Annotated in this window: 16 protein-coding genes and 1 pseudogene; 8 read left to right on the forward strand and 9 right to left on the reverse strand. The window is 66.5% G+C overall.

Going from position 1 to position 15,971, the window contains the following annotated elements; genetic code table 11:
- Positions 1 to 10: 10 nt before the first annotated feature.
- Positions 11 to 823, reverse strand: a complete 813-nt coding sequence (locus tag A5784_RS36930) for an MlaE family ABC transporter permease (RefSeq protein WP_064949809.1) — start codon at positions 821 to 823, stop codon at positions 11 to 13.
- Between the two features lie 219 nt (positions 824 to 1,042).
- On the opposite strand from A5784_RS36930, the gene A5784_RS36935 reads away from it, so the two are divergent.
- Together A5784_RS36935 and A5784_RS36940 are read left to right on the forward strand one after the other, a co-directional pair.
- Positions 1,043 to 1,873 carry an SDR family NAD(P)-dependent oxidoreductase gene (locus tag A5784_RS36935; protein WP_502687567.1) on the forward strand — a complete coding sequence of 277 codons (831 nt, stop codon included), beginning with the start codon at positions 1,043 to 1,045 and terminating at the stop codon, positions 1,871 to 1,873.
- A gap of 71 nt (positions 1,874 to 1,944) precedes the next feature.
- Positions 1,945 to 2,358 carry a hypothetical protein gene (locus tag A5784_RS36940; RefSeq protein ID WP_156750981.1) on the forward strand — a complete coding sequence of 138 codons (414 nt, stop codon included), beginning with the start codon at positions 1,945 to 1,947 and terminating at the stop codon, positions 2,356 to 2,358.
- 84 nt (positions 2,359 to 2,442) lie between these two features.
- Here the strand turns inward: A5784_RS36940 and A5784_RS36945 are convergent, their stop codons facing one another.
- Entirely contained in the window at positions 2,443 to 3,030 is a 588-nt protein-coding gene (locus A5784_RS36945; protein WP_082945306.1) for a dihydrofolate reductase family protein, read from the reverse strand.
- Positions 3,031 to 3,150: 120 nt separating this feature from the next.
- Between A5784_RS36945 and A5784_RS36950 the strand changes: the two genes are divergently transcribed.
- Complete coding sequence (locus A5784_RS36950) at positions 3,151 to 3,615, forward strand: DinB family protein (RefSeq protein WP_064949811.1); 465 nt, start codon at positions 3,151 to 3,153, stop codon at positions 3,613 to 3,615.
- Between the two features lie 27 nt (positions 3,616 to 3,642).
- Here the strand turns inward: A5784_RS36950 and A5784_RS36955 are convergent, their stop codons facing one another.
- The gene (locus A5784_RS36955) at positions 3,643 to 4,215 is read right to left on the reverse strand and encodes a TetR/AcrR family transcriptional regulator (RefSeq protein WP_064949812.1); all 573 of its coding nucleotides are present in this window, start codon (positions 4,213 to 4,215) and stop codon (positions 3,643 to 3,645) included.
- Between the two features lie 104 nt (positions 4,216 to 4,319).
- On the opposite strand from A5784_RS36955, the gene A5784_RS36960 reads away from it, so the two are divergent.
- Entirely contained in the window at positions 4,320 to 5,522 is a 1,203-nt protein-coding gene (locus A5784_RS36960; protein ID WP_064949813.1) for an MCE family protein, read from the forward strand.
- A 4-nt stretch (positions 5,523 to 5,526) separates the two neighbouring features.
- On the opposite strand, the gene A5784_RS36965 is transcribed toward A5784_RS36960, so the two are convergent.
- Positions 5,527 to 6,381: a helix-turn-helix transcriptional regulator gene (locus A5784_RS36965; RefSeq protein ID WP_064949814.1), complete on the reverse strand. Its 855-nt coding sequence runs from the start codon at positions 6,379 to 6,381 to the stop codon at positions 5,527 to 5,529.
- A gap of 86 nt (positions 6,382 to 6,467) precedes the next feature.
- Between A5784_RS36965 and A5784_RS36970 the strand changes: the two genes are divergently transcribed.
- On the forward strand, positions 6,468 to 7,244 hold the full coding sequence (locus tag A5784_RS36970; RefSeq protein ID WP_064949815.1) for an SDR family NAD(P)-dependent oxidoreductase: 777 nt from the start codon (positions 6,468 to 6,470) through the stop codon (positions 7,242 to 7,244).
- Between the two features lie 100 nt (positions 7,245 to 7,344).
- Positions 7,345 to 8,298 (forward strand): hypothetical protein, encoded by a 954-nt coding sequence (locus tag A5784_RS36975; RefSeq protein WP_064949816.1) that lies wholly within the window; start codon positions 7,345 to 7,347, stop codon positions 8,296 to 8,298.
- A gap of 20 nt (positions 8,299 to 8,318) precedes the next feature.
- Here the strand turns inward: A5784_RS36975 and A5784_RS36980 are convergent, their stop codons facing one another.
- The 3 genes from A5784_RS36980 to A5784_RS36990 all read right to left on the reverse strand — a co-directional run bounded on the left by A5784_RS36980 (position 8,319) and on the right by A5784_RS36990 (position 11,737).
- Complete coding sequence (locus tag A5784_RS36980; protein WP_082945307.1) at positions 8,319 to 9,872, reverse strand: APC family permease; 1,554 nt, start codon at positions 9,870 to 9,872, stop codon at positions 8,319 to 8,321.
- Positions 9,872 to 10,759: a universal stress protein gene (locus A5784_RS36985; protein ID WP_064949817.1), complete on the reverse strand. Its 888-nt coding sequence runs from the start codon at positions 10,757 to 10,759 to the stop codon at positions 9,872 to 9,874. The genes A5784_RS36980 and A5784_RS36985 overlap by 1 nt, the downstream gene beginning before the upstream one ends.
- A 108-nt stretch (positions 10,760 to 10,867) precedes the next feature.
- Positions 10,868 to 11,737, reverse strand: coding sequence for a MaoC/PaaZ C-terminal domain-containing protein (locus A5784_RS36990; protein WP_064949834.1), 870 nt, complete (start codon positions 11,735 to 11,737; stop codon positions 10,868 to 10,870).
- 58 nt (positions 11,738 to 11,795) lie between these two features.
- On the opposite strand from A5784_RS36990, the gene A5784_RS36995 reads away from it, so the two are divergent.
- Positions 11,796 to 13,844, forward strand: coding sequence for an SDR family oxidoreductase (locus A5784_RS36995; RefSeq protein WP_156750978.1), 2,049 nt, complete (start codon positions 11,796 to 11,798; stop codon positions 13,842 to 13,844).
- Between the two features lie 2 nt (positions 13,845 to 13,846).
- Here A5784_RS36995 and A5784_RS37000 read toward each other — a convergent pair whose 3' ends face one another.
- Entirely contained in the window at positions 13,847 to 14,236 is a 390-nt protein-coding gene (locus A5784_RS37000) for a VOC family protein (RefSeq protein ID WP_064949819.1), read from the reverse strand.
- Between the two features lie 85 nt (positions 14,237 to 14,321).
- Between A5784_RS37000 and A5784_RS37005 the strand changes: the two genes are divergently transcribed.
- A complete protein-coding gene (locus A5784_RS37005) occupies positions 14,322 to 15,359 on the forward strand; it encodes a nucleoside hydrolase (RefSeq protein WP_064949820.1) in 1,038 nt (345 codons plus the stop codon).
- A gap of 58 nt (positions 15,360 to 15,417) precedes the next feature.
- Here A5784_RS37005 and A5784_RS37010 read toward each other — a convergent pair.
- Positions 15,418 to 15,900, reverse strand: a pseudogene (locus tag A5784_RS37010) (DNA polymerase Y family protein); the annotation flags it as partial.
- Between the last annotated feature and the right edge of the window lie 71 nt (positions 15,901 to 15,971).

The raw sequence follows: 15,971 nt of genomic DNA on the forward strand, positions 1-15,971 counted from the left end.
CCTCCCGGCCTCAGTGCGCCGTCATCCGGATACCGATCGCGGTGACCACCACGTTGACCACGAACAGCGCCATGAACGCGTAGACGACGGTTTCGTTGACCGCGTTGCCGACCGCCTTGGCTCCGCCGCCGCTGATCGTCAGCCCTCGATAGCAGGCAACCAGCCCGGCGATGAGCCCGAACAGCGCTGCCTTGACACAGGAGATGATGACTTCCGGCACGCCGGTCAGCAGGGTGATCCCGGCAGCGAAGGCGCCAGGGTTGACCCCTTGGATGAACACCGAGAAGGCGTAGCCACCCAGGATGCCGATGATGACGACCAGACTGTTGAGAAGCAGAGCCACCAGCCCGGAGGCCAACACGCGCGGCGCAACGAGCCGTTGGACCGGATTGATCCCCAGCACCTCGAGCGCGTCGATCTCGTCACGGATGGTCCGTGAACCCAGGTCGGCGCACATTGCGGTAGCACCGGCGCCTGCCACGATCAGCACCGTCACCATCGGCCCGACCTGGGTAACCGCCCCGAAGGCCGCGCCGGCACCCGACAAATCGGCCGCGCCGAGCTCGCGCAGCAAAATGTTGAGGGTGAAGCTCACCAGCACGGTGAACGGAATGGCCACCAGCAGTGTGGGCAACAGGGAGACGCGTGCGACGAACCACGACTGCTCCAAGAACTCCTTGCCCTGAAACGGTCGGCGGAACACGAACTTGATTGCGTCGGCGGACATCTTGAACAGACCACCGACGGCCTGCAACATTCCCGACGTGCCAGCGCTCAGCACGGGCAATCCGGTGGACCAGCGGTCCGCGGCCTTATTCACCATGTGTCACCGAATACTCCATCACGATCCGCCTACAGGCATCTCGGCAACGTGCCGAACTTGGTGGGGACGCCCCAAACCTTCGCAGCCATCAGTGATCGCGAATACACAACCTCCCACCCAATGGGAGCCATCACCGCCAGGCGTCCGTCCGAGCCGCACCGTAGGTAGTCGCTGCCGTATCCGACGACGAGCCGGCCCAATCGAACAGGAGTCACAACCGTGCCCACTGCAGTGCCTGCATCGACGATCGCCCCGTCACGCTTCGCCAACCGCCGGGTGTTGATCACCGGCGGCGGCTCTGGCATCGGCCAGGCGTGCGTGCTGCGCATCCTGGCCGAAGGCGGTCGGGTCGTGGCAGCCGACATCAGCGCAGAGGGACTCAGTGACACCGTTTCCAAGACCGGGGAATGCGGGCAGAGGTTGACCACCGTGGTCATGGACGTGGGCGACGAGGAATCCGTGCGCGCCGGTGTCAGCCGCGCCGTCGAGGCCCTGGGTGGCCTCGACACCCTGGTCAACGCCGCCGGGATCCTGCGCTCAGCGCACCTGGCGGCAACCACCCTTGATGATTTCGAACAGGTGGTCCGGGTCAACCTCGTCGGCACCTTCCTGGTGACCCGTGAAACAATCGGCCCGCTGCATGAGGGCAACGCGCCGGCCGTGGTGAATTTCAGTTCCACCTCCGCGCAGTTCGCACACCCCTACATGGCTGCCTACGCAGCTTCGAAGGGCGGGGTGCTGGCGATGACACACGCGTGGGCATCGGAGTTCTCCAAGGCCGGAATCCGGTTCAATTCCGTTCAGCCAGGGTCGATCTCATCGGGGATGACCGACGGTTCCGGCGAGTCGCGACAAAGCGTCGGCCCAGGTCTACCCGATGACGCCGACTACGCCCTGTTCGGCAAGGTCGCCCCGATGCTGCCCATTGACGGTGGCGCAATCTTCGCGACTCCTGACGCAGTCGCCGGTGTGGTCGCCCTGCTCGGCAGCAACGATGCGTATTTCATCACCGGCACAGAGGTCCGTGTCGACGGCGGTTCGCACATGTGACGTGACCGCCGAAACTGACTCGGAGACAACATATGCCGATTCCGAAGCCCATCGTCGCCCTCGCCAGTCTGATGACCGCGGTCGGCTGGCTGTCACCCGTCGCGCACGCCACCCCCTTCTATGCCAACTACCAGTTGCTCATTCCCGACCGGTACGACTTCCACACTTGGACATGGGCAGTCTCGTACTGCGTTCCGGAAGCCCATGACTGCGTACAGATCAACGCGATACCGATGCCCATCGCGAAGGCGTTCGAGTACCGCGGAAACGCCACCCTGGCCGACGGCCGTTACACACTGACCGTAGATGTGCCAGACGGGCTGCGCTGCGGCAACGTCTACTACGGTCCGGTCGTCGCGACCCGAGACGTGTACTCGTGGGATGCGCAGACCCTGACCGGCACTCTGCAGTCCTCATTCGCGGCGGGCTGCGACGGCGCACCGAGTGGGACGTTGACCTATCCGTTCTCACTGGTTCGGCTGTAGGCCCGAGAAACGCCCGGACCGACGCGGTTTGCCCGTAAGCACCCGCTCAACCTCGGCGGTCCGTCGTGCCAGCCCTGTGATCTCTCAGGACATCACAAGATGCAGGGAGGGCCGGTAGGTGAGTTCTTGGATGCGCCCGTCAAGCGTGCGGCTCTCGATCAGCTCGAGGTCGAAATCAGCAGCACCGGCAAAGATCGGATCGTCGCCGGTCTGACCCGTGATGACCGGGAAGATCGTCACCTGAATACGGTCGACCAGGCCCGCGACCATCAGCGCCCGGTTCATCGACAGGCTGCCGTGCGAGCGCAGCGGCACGTCGGACTCCTCCTTGAGCCGGGCGACGACGTCGACGGCGTCACCGCTCACGACGGTCGCATCCGGCCAGTCCAGCGGCCCGGGCAGCGTGCTCGAGACGACCGTCGCGGGCAGGTTGCGCATGCGGGTCACCCAGGGGTCGCCAACCGACTCATCGGTGCCCGAGCTCAGCAGCTCGGTGAACGTCCGATAAGTGTTGGCCCCGAACACCATCCGCTGATCTTCGGCGTAGAGCGCGAGGCGGTGATCGAGCAGTTCAGCACCTTGCTTCCCCCAGTAACCGCCCCAATCCCCGCCACTGACCCCGCCGTAACCGTCAAGGCTGGAAAAGACGTCGAAGGTGTACGTGGCGGTCATGAGGGTCTCCTCGGTTGTCGGATTTGTCGATATAGACGCGCCACCCCGGCGAAACTCATCGGTCTTGCCCGAACAGCAAGTCCGCGTGCCAGATGGTGTGAGCCCGGCCAGACTTGGCGTATGCCTCACGACACCCCGCCACCGAAGACCGGGTCTGACGAGACGACGACTCTGCGGGGCTTTCTCGATTACCTACGCACCTCGATCGCGGCCAAGGTGGACGGGACGCCCGAACCGGCCGTGCGAACGGCCGCCGTGCCGTCGGGCACCAATCTGCTCGGCCTCCTGCAGCATCTGACGCACGTCGAACGCTGGATCTTCCTCGGCGAGGACGTCGCCGACTGGCAGACGACGTTTCACGCGCCGGAGGCGGACAACGTCGCCGACGTCGTCGCCCGCTATCGGGCGGCGGTCGCTGACGCCAACCAAATGCTCGACGGCTGCGGCGATCTCACTGCGCCCGTCCCAGGCCGCGCCGCCCCCAGCCTCCGGTGGGCCCTCACCCACATGATCGAGGAGACCGGACGCCACGCGGGTCATGCGGACATCATCCGCGAACTGATCGACGGCTCGACCGGCCGGTGAACACGACCCGAACGCGAGCAGGGCGCGTCAGGCCTCGGACGGATAGGGGCGCAGGTAGTTCAACACCAGCACGGTGATCTCGTCGAGGAACTCTTCACGAGCGATCGCGGGTTGGTCGATGACGTACCGGATGCAGAGGTGCTCGACGAGCCGCACCAGCATCCAGGTGGCGGTGGAATGGGTCGTGTCGCTGCGCAAGTGGCGGCGGTTCAAGGTCAGATACGCCATCGTCAGATCGCTGATGCGCTGCTCGAATGCGACGAGCTTGCTGGCCACCCCCAGGCGCGGGGTGTGCTCGACGATGGCCCGCAGGAACTCCGGGTGCACGTCAAGTGCGTCGAGCAACGCTGCGATGGACACCCTGACGTACGTCGGAGCCGGCTGGTCGAGGTGAGCTGACACGCTGTCTGCCACCTGAGCTGCCATCTGGTCGCTGAACCTGCTGATCACCGCGGCAACGACGGCATCTTTGTTGGGAAAGTACTGATACAGCGATCCGGGGCTGATGCCGGCCACGCCGGCGATCCGGTTGGTGGAGGCGCCTTCGTACCCCTGCTCGATCAGCACGCGCTGCGCCGCATCGAGAATGCGCGCGACCATATCGCGTGAGCGTTGCTGACGCGGCGTTCGCCGTGGTGGCGGTGGCGGGCAGGTCATCGGAACGCGAATTGAATGCGAGTATTTGCTCGTGTCAGCATCCATAGATGGTGGCACGGCCTCCCACACCCCCGTACAAGCGGATGGGTCTGGTGACCGCGATCGTCATCGCCGTCGGCATCAGCCTGATCTGGACGCAGTTCCGCGGGGGCTTCCAACCCAAGCTGCAACTGACCGTGCTGTCGGGCCGGGCCGGGTTGTCGATGGACCCGGGTTCGAAGGTCACCTACAACGGCGTGCCGATCGGCAGGCTGGCCACGGTCGACGTGGTGGACGTCGGGGACAACCCCGAAGCGAGATTACGGCTCAACGTCGATCCGAAATACCTGCATCTCATACCGGAGAATGTGCACGCCGAATTGCGGGCCACCACGGTGTTCGGCAACAAATACATATCGTTCATGTCACCGGAAAACCCCTCGCGGCAACGCGTTTCGCCCCACATCCCGATTCAGGCCCAGGGTGTGACAACAGAGTTCAACACACTGTTCGAGACCATCACGAAGATCTCCGAGCAGGTCGACCCGATCAAGCTCAACGAAACCCTCACCGCCACCGCCCAGGCCCTCGACGGCCTCGGCGGCAAGTACGGCCAGTCGATCGTCAACGGCAACACCATCCTGGCCGATCTCAACTCCCGCATGCCCCAGATCCGCCACGACATCACCGCCCTGGCCGATCTCAGCGAGGTGTACGCCAACGCCTCACCGGATCTCTGGGACGGGCTGAGCAACGCCGTCACTACCGCGCGCACCCTCAACGATCAACGCGGGAACCTCGACCAGGCCCTCGTCGCCGCGGTCGGCTTCGGCAACACCGGTGGTGACATCTTCGAGCGCGGCGGCCCCTACCTGGTCCGCGGCGCCCAAGATCTACTCCCGACGTCGGGGCTGCTGGACAAGTACAGTCCGGAGCTGCTGTGCACCATCCGCGGCTTTCATGATGCCGCACCCAAGATGGCCGAGGCGTTCAGCGGCAACGGATACTCGGTACGTACGCACACCTTCATCGTCGGTGTCGGCAATCCCTACGTGTATCCCGACAACCTGCCCCGCGTGAACGCCAAGGGCGGCCCCGAGGGACGGCCCGGCTGCTGGCAACCGATCACCCGGGACCTGTGGCCCGCGCCGTACCTGGTGATGGACACCGGCATATCGCTGGCGCCGTACAACCACTTCGAGCTCGGCCAACCGTTGACATCGGAGTACGTCTGGGGCCGCCAGATCGGCGAGCACACCATCAATCCGTGACTGCTCAGCCGGGTACGTCCATCCGCTGGGTGCCCAGAACCGCCAGCAGCCGCATCGCTTCCTCCGACGGCGAGCCCGGTTCCGGCGTGTAGATCACGACGCGTTGATCGCGGTCGGCGATGTCGAGCGAATCGCAGTTGACCGCGACCGGGCCGACCACCGGATGGGCGAACGTCTTGCACAGGGTCGGGCGGGACACGATGTCGTGCGCATTCCACAACCGCGCGAATTCAGCACTGCCGGAACGTAGTTCGGCGATCAGCTCGCTCGTCTCCGGATCGTCGGGATAGCGTGCGGCAGTGGCGCGCAGGTGCAGCGCGGCAGTGTCGGAGAACTCGTCGGCGTCGGACACGCCGTACAGGCGCCTCCCGTCCGCCGGATGCGACCCGAGAAACGCCCGCCGCAGCAGGTTGCGGTCCCGGCGGGACAACGCCGAAAAGTCCTCCATCAGCGCGCACGCCAGGTCGTTCCAGGCGAGCACCTCATAGGTCGCCGACAGCACGATGGCAGCGGCTTGCGGCAGCCGCTGGATCAAGTTGAGGATGCTCGGGCGAACCTCCCGCGGCGGGCCGGGTGGCCGCTCGAGTTCGACGCCGGCCAGCAGGTAGAGATACGCCCGCTCGGCACCGGAAAGGCGAAGTGCGCGAACCAGACCGGACAGCACGTCACCTGACGGGTGCGGGGCCCTGGCCTGTTCCAGACGCGTGTAGTAGTCGGTCGAGATGAACGCCAGATGCGCGACCTCGTCGCGTCGCAGACCCGGGGTGCGACGCCGTTGCCCGGCGGGCAGACCGACGTCCGATGGCCGGATTCGCTCGCGCCTGCTGCGCAGGAACGCGCCGAGCTCTCGCTTGTCCACGCTGCCATTCTCCGTGGGACCGCGGACCGTAGCCAGGTACCGGTGATACCTGGATAAGACCAGCGCGCACCCGCAGGCTCGCTGTCATGACTTCTCCGACGAAAACCGGCCTGCTGGAAGGCAAGATCGCATTCATCACCGGCGCGGGTCGCGGTATCGGCGCCGCGGCCGCCCGCCTGTTCGCCTTAGAGGGCGCCACCGTCGTCCTCACGGCGCGGACCGAGAGCGAGCTCAAGGCGGTCACCGAAGACATCAGATCCGCGGGCGGCACTGCCGATTACGTGGTCTGTGATCTGGCCGACGGATCCAGTGTGCGGACCGCGGTGCAGCGGGTCGTAGAGCTGTGGGGGCGTCTCGACGTCGCCTTCAACAACGGCGCGACGATCCAGCCGCCGGGACCACTGCACGAGGTGTCCGAGGACGATTTCGATCACGTCTACACGGTCAACCTCAAAGGCCTGTGGCTGGCGCTGTCCGCGGAGGTGACTGCGATTGGCGCGACCGCCAAAACCGGTGCAATCGTGAACAATTCCAGCGTCGGGAGCCTGCACAGCAATCCCGACCTGCCGGCCTACGGGGCGATGAAGCGCGCGGTCAACAGCCTTACCGAGTCTGCCGCCGTGAGCTATGGGCCGCAGGGTATCCGGATCAATGCGATCGCACCCGGGCCGACCATGACGGAAATGATCCAGCAGTGGGAGGACGCGAGTCCCGGCGTGGTCGAACGACTGGTCGCGGACACCCCACTGCGGCGCGCGGCGCGGCCCGACGAGATCGCGCAAGCCGCCGCCTGGTTGCTCAGCGACCGCGCGTCCTACGTCACCGGTACAACGCTGCGGGTCGACGGCGGAACCTGGGTGTGACCGAGGCGCCCGCCACCGCTGAACTGACCGATCAAGCTGCCAAAGTGCTGTGAACCCCCTACGATGCCCGTGGGCTGGGGATCGACTGCGAAGGACGGCAATGGCGTCAACGAAGTACATCGGTTATATCGGTGGTGTGGCAGTAGCCATGGGTGTGGGTGCGGCGATCGCCGCTGCCGGCCAGGGCACCGCCAACGCCGACGCGACCGACGGCGGTTCGGCCGCCAAGGACGCCGGCACCAGTACATCGGTCAACGCCGGGCCCAAGCGCACCCCCGCCGGGCCCGCCAAGGCACTGTCGAAGATCAACGACAATGTGGCGAAGGTCAGCGCTCAGGTCACCACGACGGCGCACACGGTGTCCGCGTCGATCTCCGACTCGTTGGCCAAGCCCGCCGCGAAGCCGACGACAAAGGTCGGCAGCAAGCCGGACTTCGAGGCCAAGCAGGTCGACCGGCTCAAGAAGATGTTCGAGCCCAAGCAGGCCGCCGCACCCCAAAAGCCCGCCACGCCGAAGCCCGACAGCTCGGTCAACGCGCCGGTGTCGCGGGCTGCTGTCCAGGCCGACGCCGCCTCACCGACGGCCGCTCCCGCCTGGAGCCCGAATCCGTTCCGCGCCGACGATCCGAAGCCGACGAACGAGCCCGATCTGGTGCGGCAGCTCAGCAGCACCCTGACCGGGATCACCCCGGAGGCTTTGCAGCCCGTCACCCGAGAAGGCGTGGAAGCCGGTTACCGGGTCAGCCAGATGGTGCCGTGGCTCAACATCGTCGTGCCTGCCACCAAGATCATCCCCAACCTGTCCCCCGCCCTGCAGAGCGACGCGGAAGGCGCACGGGCCCGCCAGGTCATCGTCAACCAGTTGCTGATCACCACCCAGCCGGGCTCGCTCGCCTTTTACGGGTACGACGAGGTCGCCGACCTGCTCAACGTGGAATACCCGGCCGACGATCTCAAGCAGCAGGCCTTCGTCACGGCGTGGAACATCCTCGACCCGTTCCAGCTGGCACATGTTTCGGGTGAATCGGGTATCGACCGGACCTACGCCACCTGACGCAAGCAGGTTCCGTCGCGCTACGCCATTGACGGGCTGTCGTGGCGGAGCGTCTCGCCGCGGAAGAATGCCTCATTGCGGGAGCGCCACACCAGCATGAGCACGGCACCGAGCAACAGGATGCCGAATCCCATGAAGAACACCAGGCCGATGCCACCGATCGCGGCGCCGCTGCCGTTCTCGGGGTCCATGCTCTCCTTGATCGAGAACGCGAAGACGGCGGCGAGGATGATGCCTCCGGACAGCGGGAACAGCAGCTTGAACACGACGTTGTGGGCACTGCTGAACAGTTCACGCCGGAAGTACCAGACGCATGCGAACGCCGTGATGCCGTAGTACCAACAGATCATGATGCCAAGGGCGGCAATGGTATCCAGCAGGGCGCTTTCGGAGAGCAAGCTCACCACGGTGTAGAAGACACCTGTGACCACCCCTGCGGTCACCGTGGCGAAGCGTGGCACCAGGTAGCGCGGGCTGACTTCGGCGAAGCGTGGCGGGAACGCCCGGTAGGCACCCATGGCCAGCATCGCGCGGGCGGCAGGCAGGAACGTGGTCTGCAGGCTGGCCACCGACGACGCCAGCACGGCCAGGAACAGGAACGGGCCGAGCCACTTTCCGAGCACCGGGTCGGCGAGCGCGGCGAAGACATTGCTCTCGTTCTCCGGATTGCCGAGCCCGAGGCCCTCTTCACCGACGCCGGCGTACATCATCACCGCGACCGCGATCAACAGGTAGGTGGCCAGGATGGACAGCACGCACAGCAGCCCGGCGCGGCCCGGCACCTTCGTCGGGTCCTTGCTCTCCTCACCCAGCGTCAGGCAGGTATCCCAGCCCCAGAACGCGAAGATCGATCCGGTGACGCCAACCACGAAGGCGCCGAAGGTAAGTCCGGTGAACGGGTTGAGCCAATCGAGGTCGAACGACAGCCCGACAGGCGCCGCACCGCGACCCACGTGGATGAAAGCCATCACCGCGAAGCCCAGCAACACCACCATCTGGAATCCGACGAGCACATACTGCACCCGCTCACTGGTGGTGATGCCGCGGCTAGCGATGAGGGTCGCGATGGCCAGGAACACCAACGTGGTGGCGATGTTGACGACCTTGTTCTGCGCCAGATCGGCGATCTGCGGCTGACCGGCGACCCGGGCGATGAACAGATAGAAGAATTCGACGGCGATGGCCGCAAGGTTGGACAGCACGATGATGGTGGCCATCACCATGCCCCAGCCGCACATCCACCCGACGTACGGTCCGAAGGCCTTGGTCGACCACGTGAACGACGCACCACAGTCCGGGGCAACGGAATTCAGTTCCCGGTAGGCGTACGCGGTGAGGAACATCGGGATGAACCCGGCGATGAGGATCGCCGGCATCTTCAGTGCGACGGACGCGACGATGAGCCCGATGCTGGCGGTCAGGGTGTAGCCGGGGGCCACCGACGAGATGCCGAGCACTGCGCCCGAAAAGGTCCCGACCTTACCGGCGGCCAGGCCTTTGGAAACCAGCCCGGCCGCTCCCTCCGCCACCTCCAGTTCGTGATGTGCCACGGATTCCGAAGGGGTTTCGGGCATCACTGATCCTCGCCGTCACTCACATCGTCGCGCGGCACCACAACCATCGGAACATCGACCACCCGCAACATCTTTGCTGCCGTGGAGCCGAGGAAAATGCGCTTGGGCGCGCTCAGCCGGCTGGAACCCACCATCAGCACATCGCCGTCGTGCCACTCGAGCTTGTTCACCGCGGCTTCCACCGTCGGCCCGTTCACCACCGTCGAGGTCACCGGAAAGTCCGCCGGAAGACTGGCTTTCGCGGTTTCCAGAGTTTCGCGGGCGTGATCCTGCGCGTGCTCACGAACGGCGTCGTCGTCTGAGCGCAACGAACCGAAGGTGGGATCGAGTGCCACCAGCGACACCAGGCGCAGCGGTGTGCCCGCGGCCCTGCTGGCCCGTACCGCGGTGTCCAGCAATCGATCCGCGCCCTTGCGCGTGCCGAGCGCACAGGTGACTTCGCGAACCCGCTCGATGGTCGATTGCCGAGTTCCGCGCGGCGCCACCGCCACTGGCACCGGCGACGAATGCAGCAGTTCGTTGACCACCGAACCCAGCGAAAAGCTGCCTGCCAAGCCGCCGCCGGAACCGCCGACCACGATGGCCTCGGCGTCGAGCCGCACCGCCTCGTGGATCAATCCGTCGGTGAACGACTCGTCGAAACTCAGATGACTGTGGGCGACAACGTCGTCGGGTACCGAGGCGACCGCCTCCTCGAGCCAGCCCTTGGCCTGCTCGGCGAGCACCTCTTCGTATCCGCCCTTGGGCACCAGTGCGGGCAGGCCGGTGTCCTGGGGTAAGACGATGCATATCTCGACCTCGGCGCCGAGGGTTCGGGCGAACCGCACCGCTAGAGCCAACGCGTCGGCGCCACCGGCTGTGGCGAGATATCCAACGACCAACTTCATCAGTCACCACCGTTCCCGCACTGCGTCGTGCGACCAGTCGCACAGATCCTGTCAACCCGCGGCCGGGTTTACCACCGCTTCGACGAAATTGACCGCAGGGCGGGACAATCAGTCGACGTACTCGGCGACGCCGTCGTCCAGTACCACCCTCTCGCCGGTGCCGTCCGGTGCGGCCGCAGCGGTACGGAACACGGCCTTGCCCGCTGCGGTGCGCCAGATCGACGTGGTCAGCGTCTCCCCGGGAAACACCGGTGCACTGAACCGCGAGGTAACGGCACGAAGCTTGGTCGCGTCACCGCCGCACAACTCGGCGATCAGGGCACGCCCGGCCACGCCGTAGGTGCACAGCCCGTGCAGGATCGGTTTCGGGAAGCCCGCGAGGTTCTTGGCGAACCACGGATCGCTGTGCAGCGGGTTGCGGTCGCCGGACAGCCGGTAGATCAGCGCCTGGTCCTCGCGGGTCGGCAAGGCCAGTCGCGCATCCGGTTCGGACTCTGGGATCTCCGGGGCCGCCGGACGCTGACCGGGCTGCCCGCCGAACCCGCCCTCACCCCGAATCACCACGGTGGTAAGGGTTTCCACGAGCACCTCGTCGGTCCCCGGATCGGTGCCGATGCCTTTGAACATCACCACGGCGTTCTTGCCCTCACCCTTGTCCTGGATGTCGGCGACCTCGGAAACCACCTTCAGCTTCCCGGCCGGCGGCAGTGGTTTTGCCACCCGGATCTCCTGCGAGCCGTGCAGCAGCATCCCGAAGTTGAACGTGCCGATCTTGGCGGCCGCCGCGAAGGGCGAGCACGCGATGATCGCGTAGGTCGGCAATACCTGCTGCTCGATTTCGTGACTGTTCTCGGTGGTGAACTGCAGATCGTCGAGGCCTGCGCCGACGCCGACGGCGTACAGCAGGGTGTCGCGGTCGGTCCACTCGAAGACGTAGGGGTCGGTCTTCTCGCCGATGGCGTTGGGGTTGATGGGCATGAATCGGGCGATAGACCGTCGGTTGACGTTTGCCCGGTGAAGGGCGACCATGTCTGGCATGCGCTATGTCGTTACCGGCGGTACCGGGTTTATCGGCCGCCGCGTCGTCTCCGAGATCTTGGCCCGCGATGCCTACGCCGAGGTGTGGGTGCTGGTCCGGCGCGCGTCGCTGGCCCGGTTCGAGCAACTGGCCGGCGACTGGGGCGAACGGGCGAAACCGCTGGTCGGCGACCTGACGGCGCCCGATCTCGGGCTGACCGACGCCGATATCGCCAACCTGGGCTCCGGCGACGGCGGGATCTCGCACGTCGTGCACTGCGCGGCGATCTACGACATCACCGTCGGCGAGGCCGAGCAGCAGGCGGCCAACGTCGAAGGCACCCGCGCGGTGATCGGACTGGCCCGCCGGCTCGATGCGACGTTGCACCACGTGTCGTCGATCGCGGTGGCAGGCAGCTATCCCGGCGTGTACACCGAAGACGATTTCGACGTCGCCCAGGATCTGCCGACGCCGTATCACCAGACCAAGTTCGAGGCCGAGCTGCTGGTCCGGTCCTCACCCGGATTGCGCTACCGCGTGTACCGGCCCGCGGTGGTGGTCGGCGACTCCACCACCGGCGAGATGGACAAGGTCGACGGTCCGTACTACTTCTTCGGCGTGCTGGCGCGGCTGGCCGCCCTGCCCAGGTTCACCCCGGTGCTGCTGCCCGACTCGGGTCGCACCAACATCGTCCCGGTCGACTACGTCGTGCGAGCTCTCGTGCATCTCATGCATGCCGAGGGCCGCGACGGTGAGACATTCCACCTGACCGCCCCGAAAACCATTGGGCTGCGCGGTATCTACCGCGGGGTAGCCGAGACGGCCGGGCTGCCGCCGTTGCGCGGATCGTTGCCGCGCGCCGCCGCCGCACCGGTGCTGCAGGTGAGCGGGCGGGCCAAGGCCGTGCGCAACATGGTGGCCACGCAACTGGGCATCCCCGGCGAGGTGCTCGATGTCGTCGACCTGATGCCGACTTTCACCTCCGAACACACCACCGAGGCATTGCGCGGCACCGGCATCACCGTGCCCGAATTCGCTTCCTACGCACCGCAGCTGTGGCGGTACTGGGCGCAGCATCTCAACCCCGACCGAGCCCGCCGCGACGATCCGGCCGGTCCACTGGTCGGCAAGCACGTGATCATCACCGGCGCCTCCAGCGGCATCGGGCGCGCCTCGGCCATCGCGGTCGCCGAGCGCGGCGGCTGCGTGTTCGCGTTGGCCCGCAACGGCGAGGCGCTCGACGATCTGGTCTCCGAGATCCGCGCTGCCGGCGGGCAGGCGTACGCCTTCACGTGCGACGTCACCGATTCGGCGTCGGTCGAGCACACAGTGAAGGACATCCTGGGCCGGTTCGGCCATGTCGACTACCTGGTGAACAATGCCGGCCGGTCCATCCGGCGGTCCGTGGTGAATTCGACCGACCGGCTGCACGACTACGAACGGGTGATGGCGGTCAACTACTTCGGCGCAGTGCGTATGGTGCTGGCGCTGCTGCCGCATTGGCGTGAGCGCCGGTTCGGCCACGTGGTCAACGTGTCCAGCGCGGGTGTTCAGGCCAACAGCCCGAAGTACAGCGCCTACCTGCCGAGCAAGGCCGCGCTGGATGCCTTCTCGGAAGTGGTCGGCACCGAAACCCTCTCGGATCACATCACTTTCACCAATATCCATATGCCGTTGGTGAAGACGCCGATGATCGCGCCGTCGCGCAAGCTCAACCCTGTGCCACCGATCTCGGCCGAGCACGCCGCGGCGATGGTGGTCCGCGGGCTGGTCGACAAGCCCGCCCGCATCGACACCCCGCTGGGCACACTGGCCGACTTCGGCAATTACCTGACGCCGAAGCTGTCCCGCCGGGTGCTGCACCAGCTGTACCTGGGCTACCCCGATTCGGCGGCCGCCCGCGGCGAGGCGCTCCCCGAATCACCGTCCGCGATGGCTCCGGTCAGCAGCTCGCCGATGCGCAGGCCGAAGCGCCCGGCCCGCACCGGCGCGTCACTGCGGGTGCCGCGCGCCGTGAGCCGTCCGGTCAAGCGGGCGGTTCGACTGGTGCCCGGCGTGCACTGGTAGCTCTACGCCTGGGCCGCGTTCTCCCACAGACCCAGAACATTGCCCTCGGTGTCGGTGAAGTACGCGGCAAACCCCATCTCGCCCACCGGCAATTTCTCGCCCAGCTGCGCACCACCCTTGGACCGGATCGCCGTCAACGCGTCGTCGATGTTGGGCACCTCGATGGTGATCACCGGCCCCTGCGGGGACTCCGGTGCGCGTTCGAACATGCCCCCGCCGATGTATCCCGGTTCAGCGGGCATACCCGATTCGGAGACGGGGCCGGTCGCGACCCCGGTGTAGTTCATCTCCGGGTACTCGTTGAGCTGCCAGCCGAATACTTCCCGATAGAAACCCTTGGCCCGTGCGCCGTCACTGAACGGCACTTCGAAATGCACCACGCGACCGGACATCGATGCCTCCTCGATTGACCTGCACGTCGAAGTCTAGGCGTGCGGACGGCGCGGGTCAGCCCCTATCGTTGGCGGCGTGACAGGAATGCCCGTGTTCGCCGATGTCGATACCGGAGTCGATGACGCGATGGCCCTGGTGTATCTGCTGGCCAGTCCCGACGCAGAATTGGTCGGCATCGCCTCCACCGCGGGAAACATTGGCGTGCAACAGGTCTGCGTCAACAACCTGGGCCTGCTGGAACTGTGCCGGGCAGCCGACATCCCGGTGTCCAAGGGCTCCGAGCAGCCGCTAAGCGCCCCGTTGCGTACCGCGGAGGACACCCATGGGCCCGAGGGGCTGGGCTATGCCCGGCTGCCTGCCACCGACCGGCAACTGACCGCGCACGATGCCGCGCAGGCGTGGGTGGACGCGGCGAAGGCGCATCCGGGGGAATTGATCGGCCTGGCCACCGGCCCGCTGACCAACCTGGCCCTGGCGATGCGGGCCGAACCCCGACTCCCCCGCCTGCTGCGCCGGCTGGTGATCATGGGCGGAGCCTTCGACTACCGCGGCAATACCACCCCGGTCTCGGAGTGGAACATCAGCGTGGATCCGGAATCGGCGGCCGAGGTATTCGGCGGCTGGGCCGCCGCGTGGGGCACCGAGGCGCCGGAACACCTGCCGATTGTGTTGGGGCTCAATCTCACCGAGAACATCGCGATGACGCCGCAGCTGCTGAGCCGGCTGGCCGAGGCGGCGGGGTCACCGACCGCGCCGATGAGCGAACTCGACGTACGTGGGACCCGCTCAGCGGCGGTCAATCCGCTGATCCGGGTGCTCGAGGACGCGATGCGGTTCTATTTCGAATTCCACTTCGACACCGACGACGGGTATCTCGCGCATCTGCACGATCCGCTGGCTGCCGCGGTGGCCCTGGATCCCGAGCTGGTGCAGTACCGGCAGACCACGGTCGACGTCGAGCTGACCGGCACCTTGACCCGTGGAATGACGGTGGCCGATTGGCGCGGGCACTGGGGCCGGCAACCCAACGCGCTCATCGGCGTCCGGGTGGACCCGGCGGTGTTCTTCGACAGGTTCATCGACCGGGTCGGCCCGTTCGCGCATTCGCTTGGTCCAACGTGAACTTGTTGCCGATATTTGGCCGAAAAGCCGCACACGAGTTCACATTCGGCCTGCCGACTTACTCATAAACTCCCTCCAGGTACCACCGCCGTTGCCGGTAGCACAGCAGCAGCGCCAGGCCGTTCTCTTCGTCGCCCAGCAGCACCTGGGCCCGTGCGGTGCGCCCCGCGCCCCGGCTCTGCGGGTCCCACCACCGCTCGTCGACCGGCCACGGCCCGGCCCACCACCGCAAGCTGCCGTCGCGCCGTCCCGCACCGGCCAACCGAGCCGGATCCGCGGAGAACATCCCCCGGCTGGTGACCCGCACCGGAACACCTTGCCCGTCAAGGAGTTCCACTGGATCATCGAGCAGGACCGTCGGCGAGGGCTCGGGCAGTTGCCCGGGCCAGGGCTGCCGCGGGTCAGCCCGTGGCACCGGCTCGTCCCCCAGCGGCGTGAGGGTGATGCGTTCGGCGGGCCCGCGCCCACCGCTGAGCACCGGCACCTGAACCGCCTCCGGCCCGAGCAAGCCCTGCACCCGCACCAGCGCACGCCGGGCCCGCCGAACGCATCACCCTCACGCCGCTGGGGGACGAGCCGGTGCCACGGGCTGACCCGCGGCAGCCCCTGTCT

This window comes from Mycobacterium sp. 852013-50091_SCH5140682, from assembly GCF_001665685.1.
GTDB lineage: Bacteria > Actinomycetota > Actinomycetes > Mycobacteriales > Mycobacteriaceae > Mycobacterium.

Coding starts and splice junctions, on each gene's coding strand:
- A5784_RS36945 (WP_082945306.1), bottom strand. CDS start 3,030: ATGACCGCCACGTACACCTTCGACGTCTTTTCCAGCCTTGACGGTTAC.
- A5784_RS36955 (WP_064949812.1), bottom strand. CDS start 4,215: ATGGTCGCGCGCATTCTCGATGCGGCGCAGCGCGTGCTGATCGAGCAG.
- A5784_RS36975 (WP_064949816.1), top strand. CDS start 7,345: ATGGCGTCAACGAAGTACATCGGTTATATCGGTGGTGTGGCAGTAGCC.
- A5784_RS36960 (WP_064949813.1), top strand. CDS start 4,320: ATGGTGGCACGGCCTCCCACACCCCCGTACAAGCGGATGGGTCTGGTG.
- A5784_RS36985 (WP_064949817.1), bottom strand. CDS start 10,759: ATGAAGTTGGTCGTTGGATATCTCGCCACAGCCGGTGGCGCCGACGCG.
- A5784_RS36930 (WP_064949809.1), bottom strand. CDS start 823: ATGGTGAATAAGGCCGCGGACCGCTGGTCCACCGGATTGCCCGTGCTG.
- A5784_RS36950 (WP_064949811.1), top strand. CDS start 3,151: ATGCCTCACGACACCCCGCCACCGAAGACCGGGTCTGACGAGACGACG.
- A5784_RS36990 (WP_064949834.1), bottom strand. CDS start 11,737: ATGCCCATCAACCCCAACGCCATCGGCGAGAAGACCGACCCCTACGTC.
- A5784_RS36970 (WP_064949815.1), top strand. CDS start 6,468: ATGACTTCTCCGACGAAAACCGGCCTGCTGGAAGGCAAGATCGCATTC.
- A5784_RS36995 (WP_156750978.1), top strand. CDS start 11,796: ATGCGCTATGTCGTTACCGGCGGTACCGGGTTTATCGGCCGCCGCGTC.
- A5784_RS36980 (WP_082945307.1), bottom strand. CDS start 9,872: ATGCCCGAAACCCCTTCGGAATCCGTGGCACATCACGAACTGGAGGTG.
- A5784_RS37005 (WP_064949820.1), top strand. CDS start 14,322: ATGCCCGTGTTCGCCGATGTCGATACCGGAGTCGATGACGCGATGGCC.
- A5784_RS36940 (WP_156750981.1), top strand. CDS start 1,945: ATGACCGCGGTCGGCTGGCTGTCACCCGTCGCGCACGCCACCCCCTTC.
- A5784_RS37000 (WP_064949819.1), bottom strand. CDS start 14,236: ATGTCCGGTCGCGTGGTGCATTTCGAAGTGCCGTTCAGTGACGGCGCA.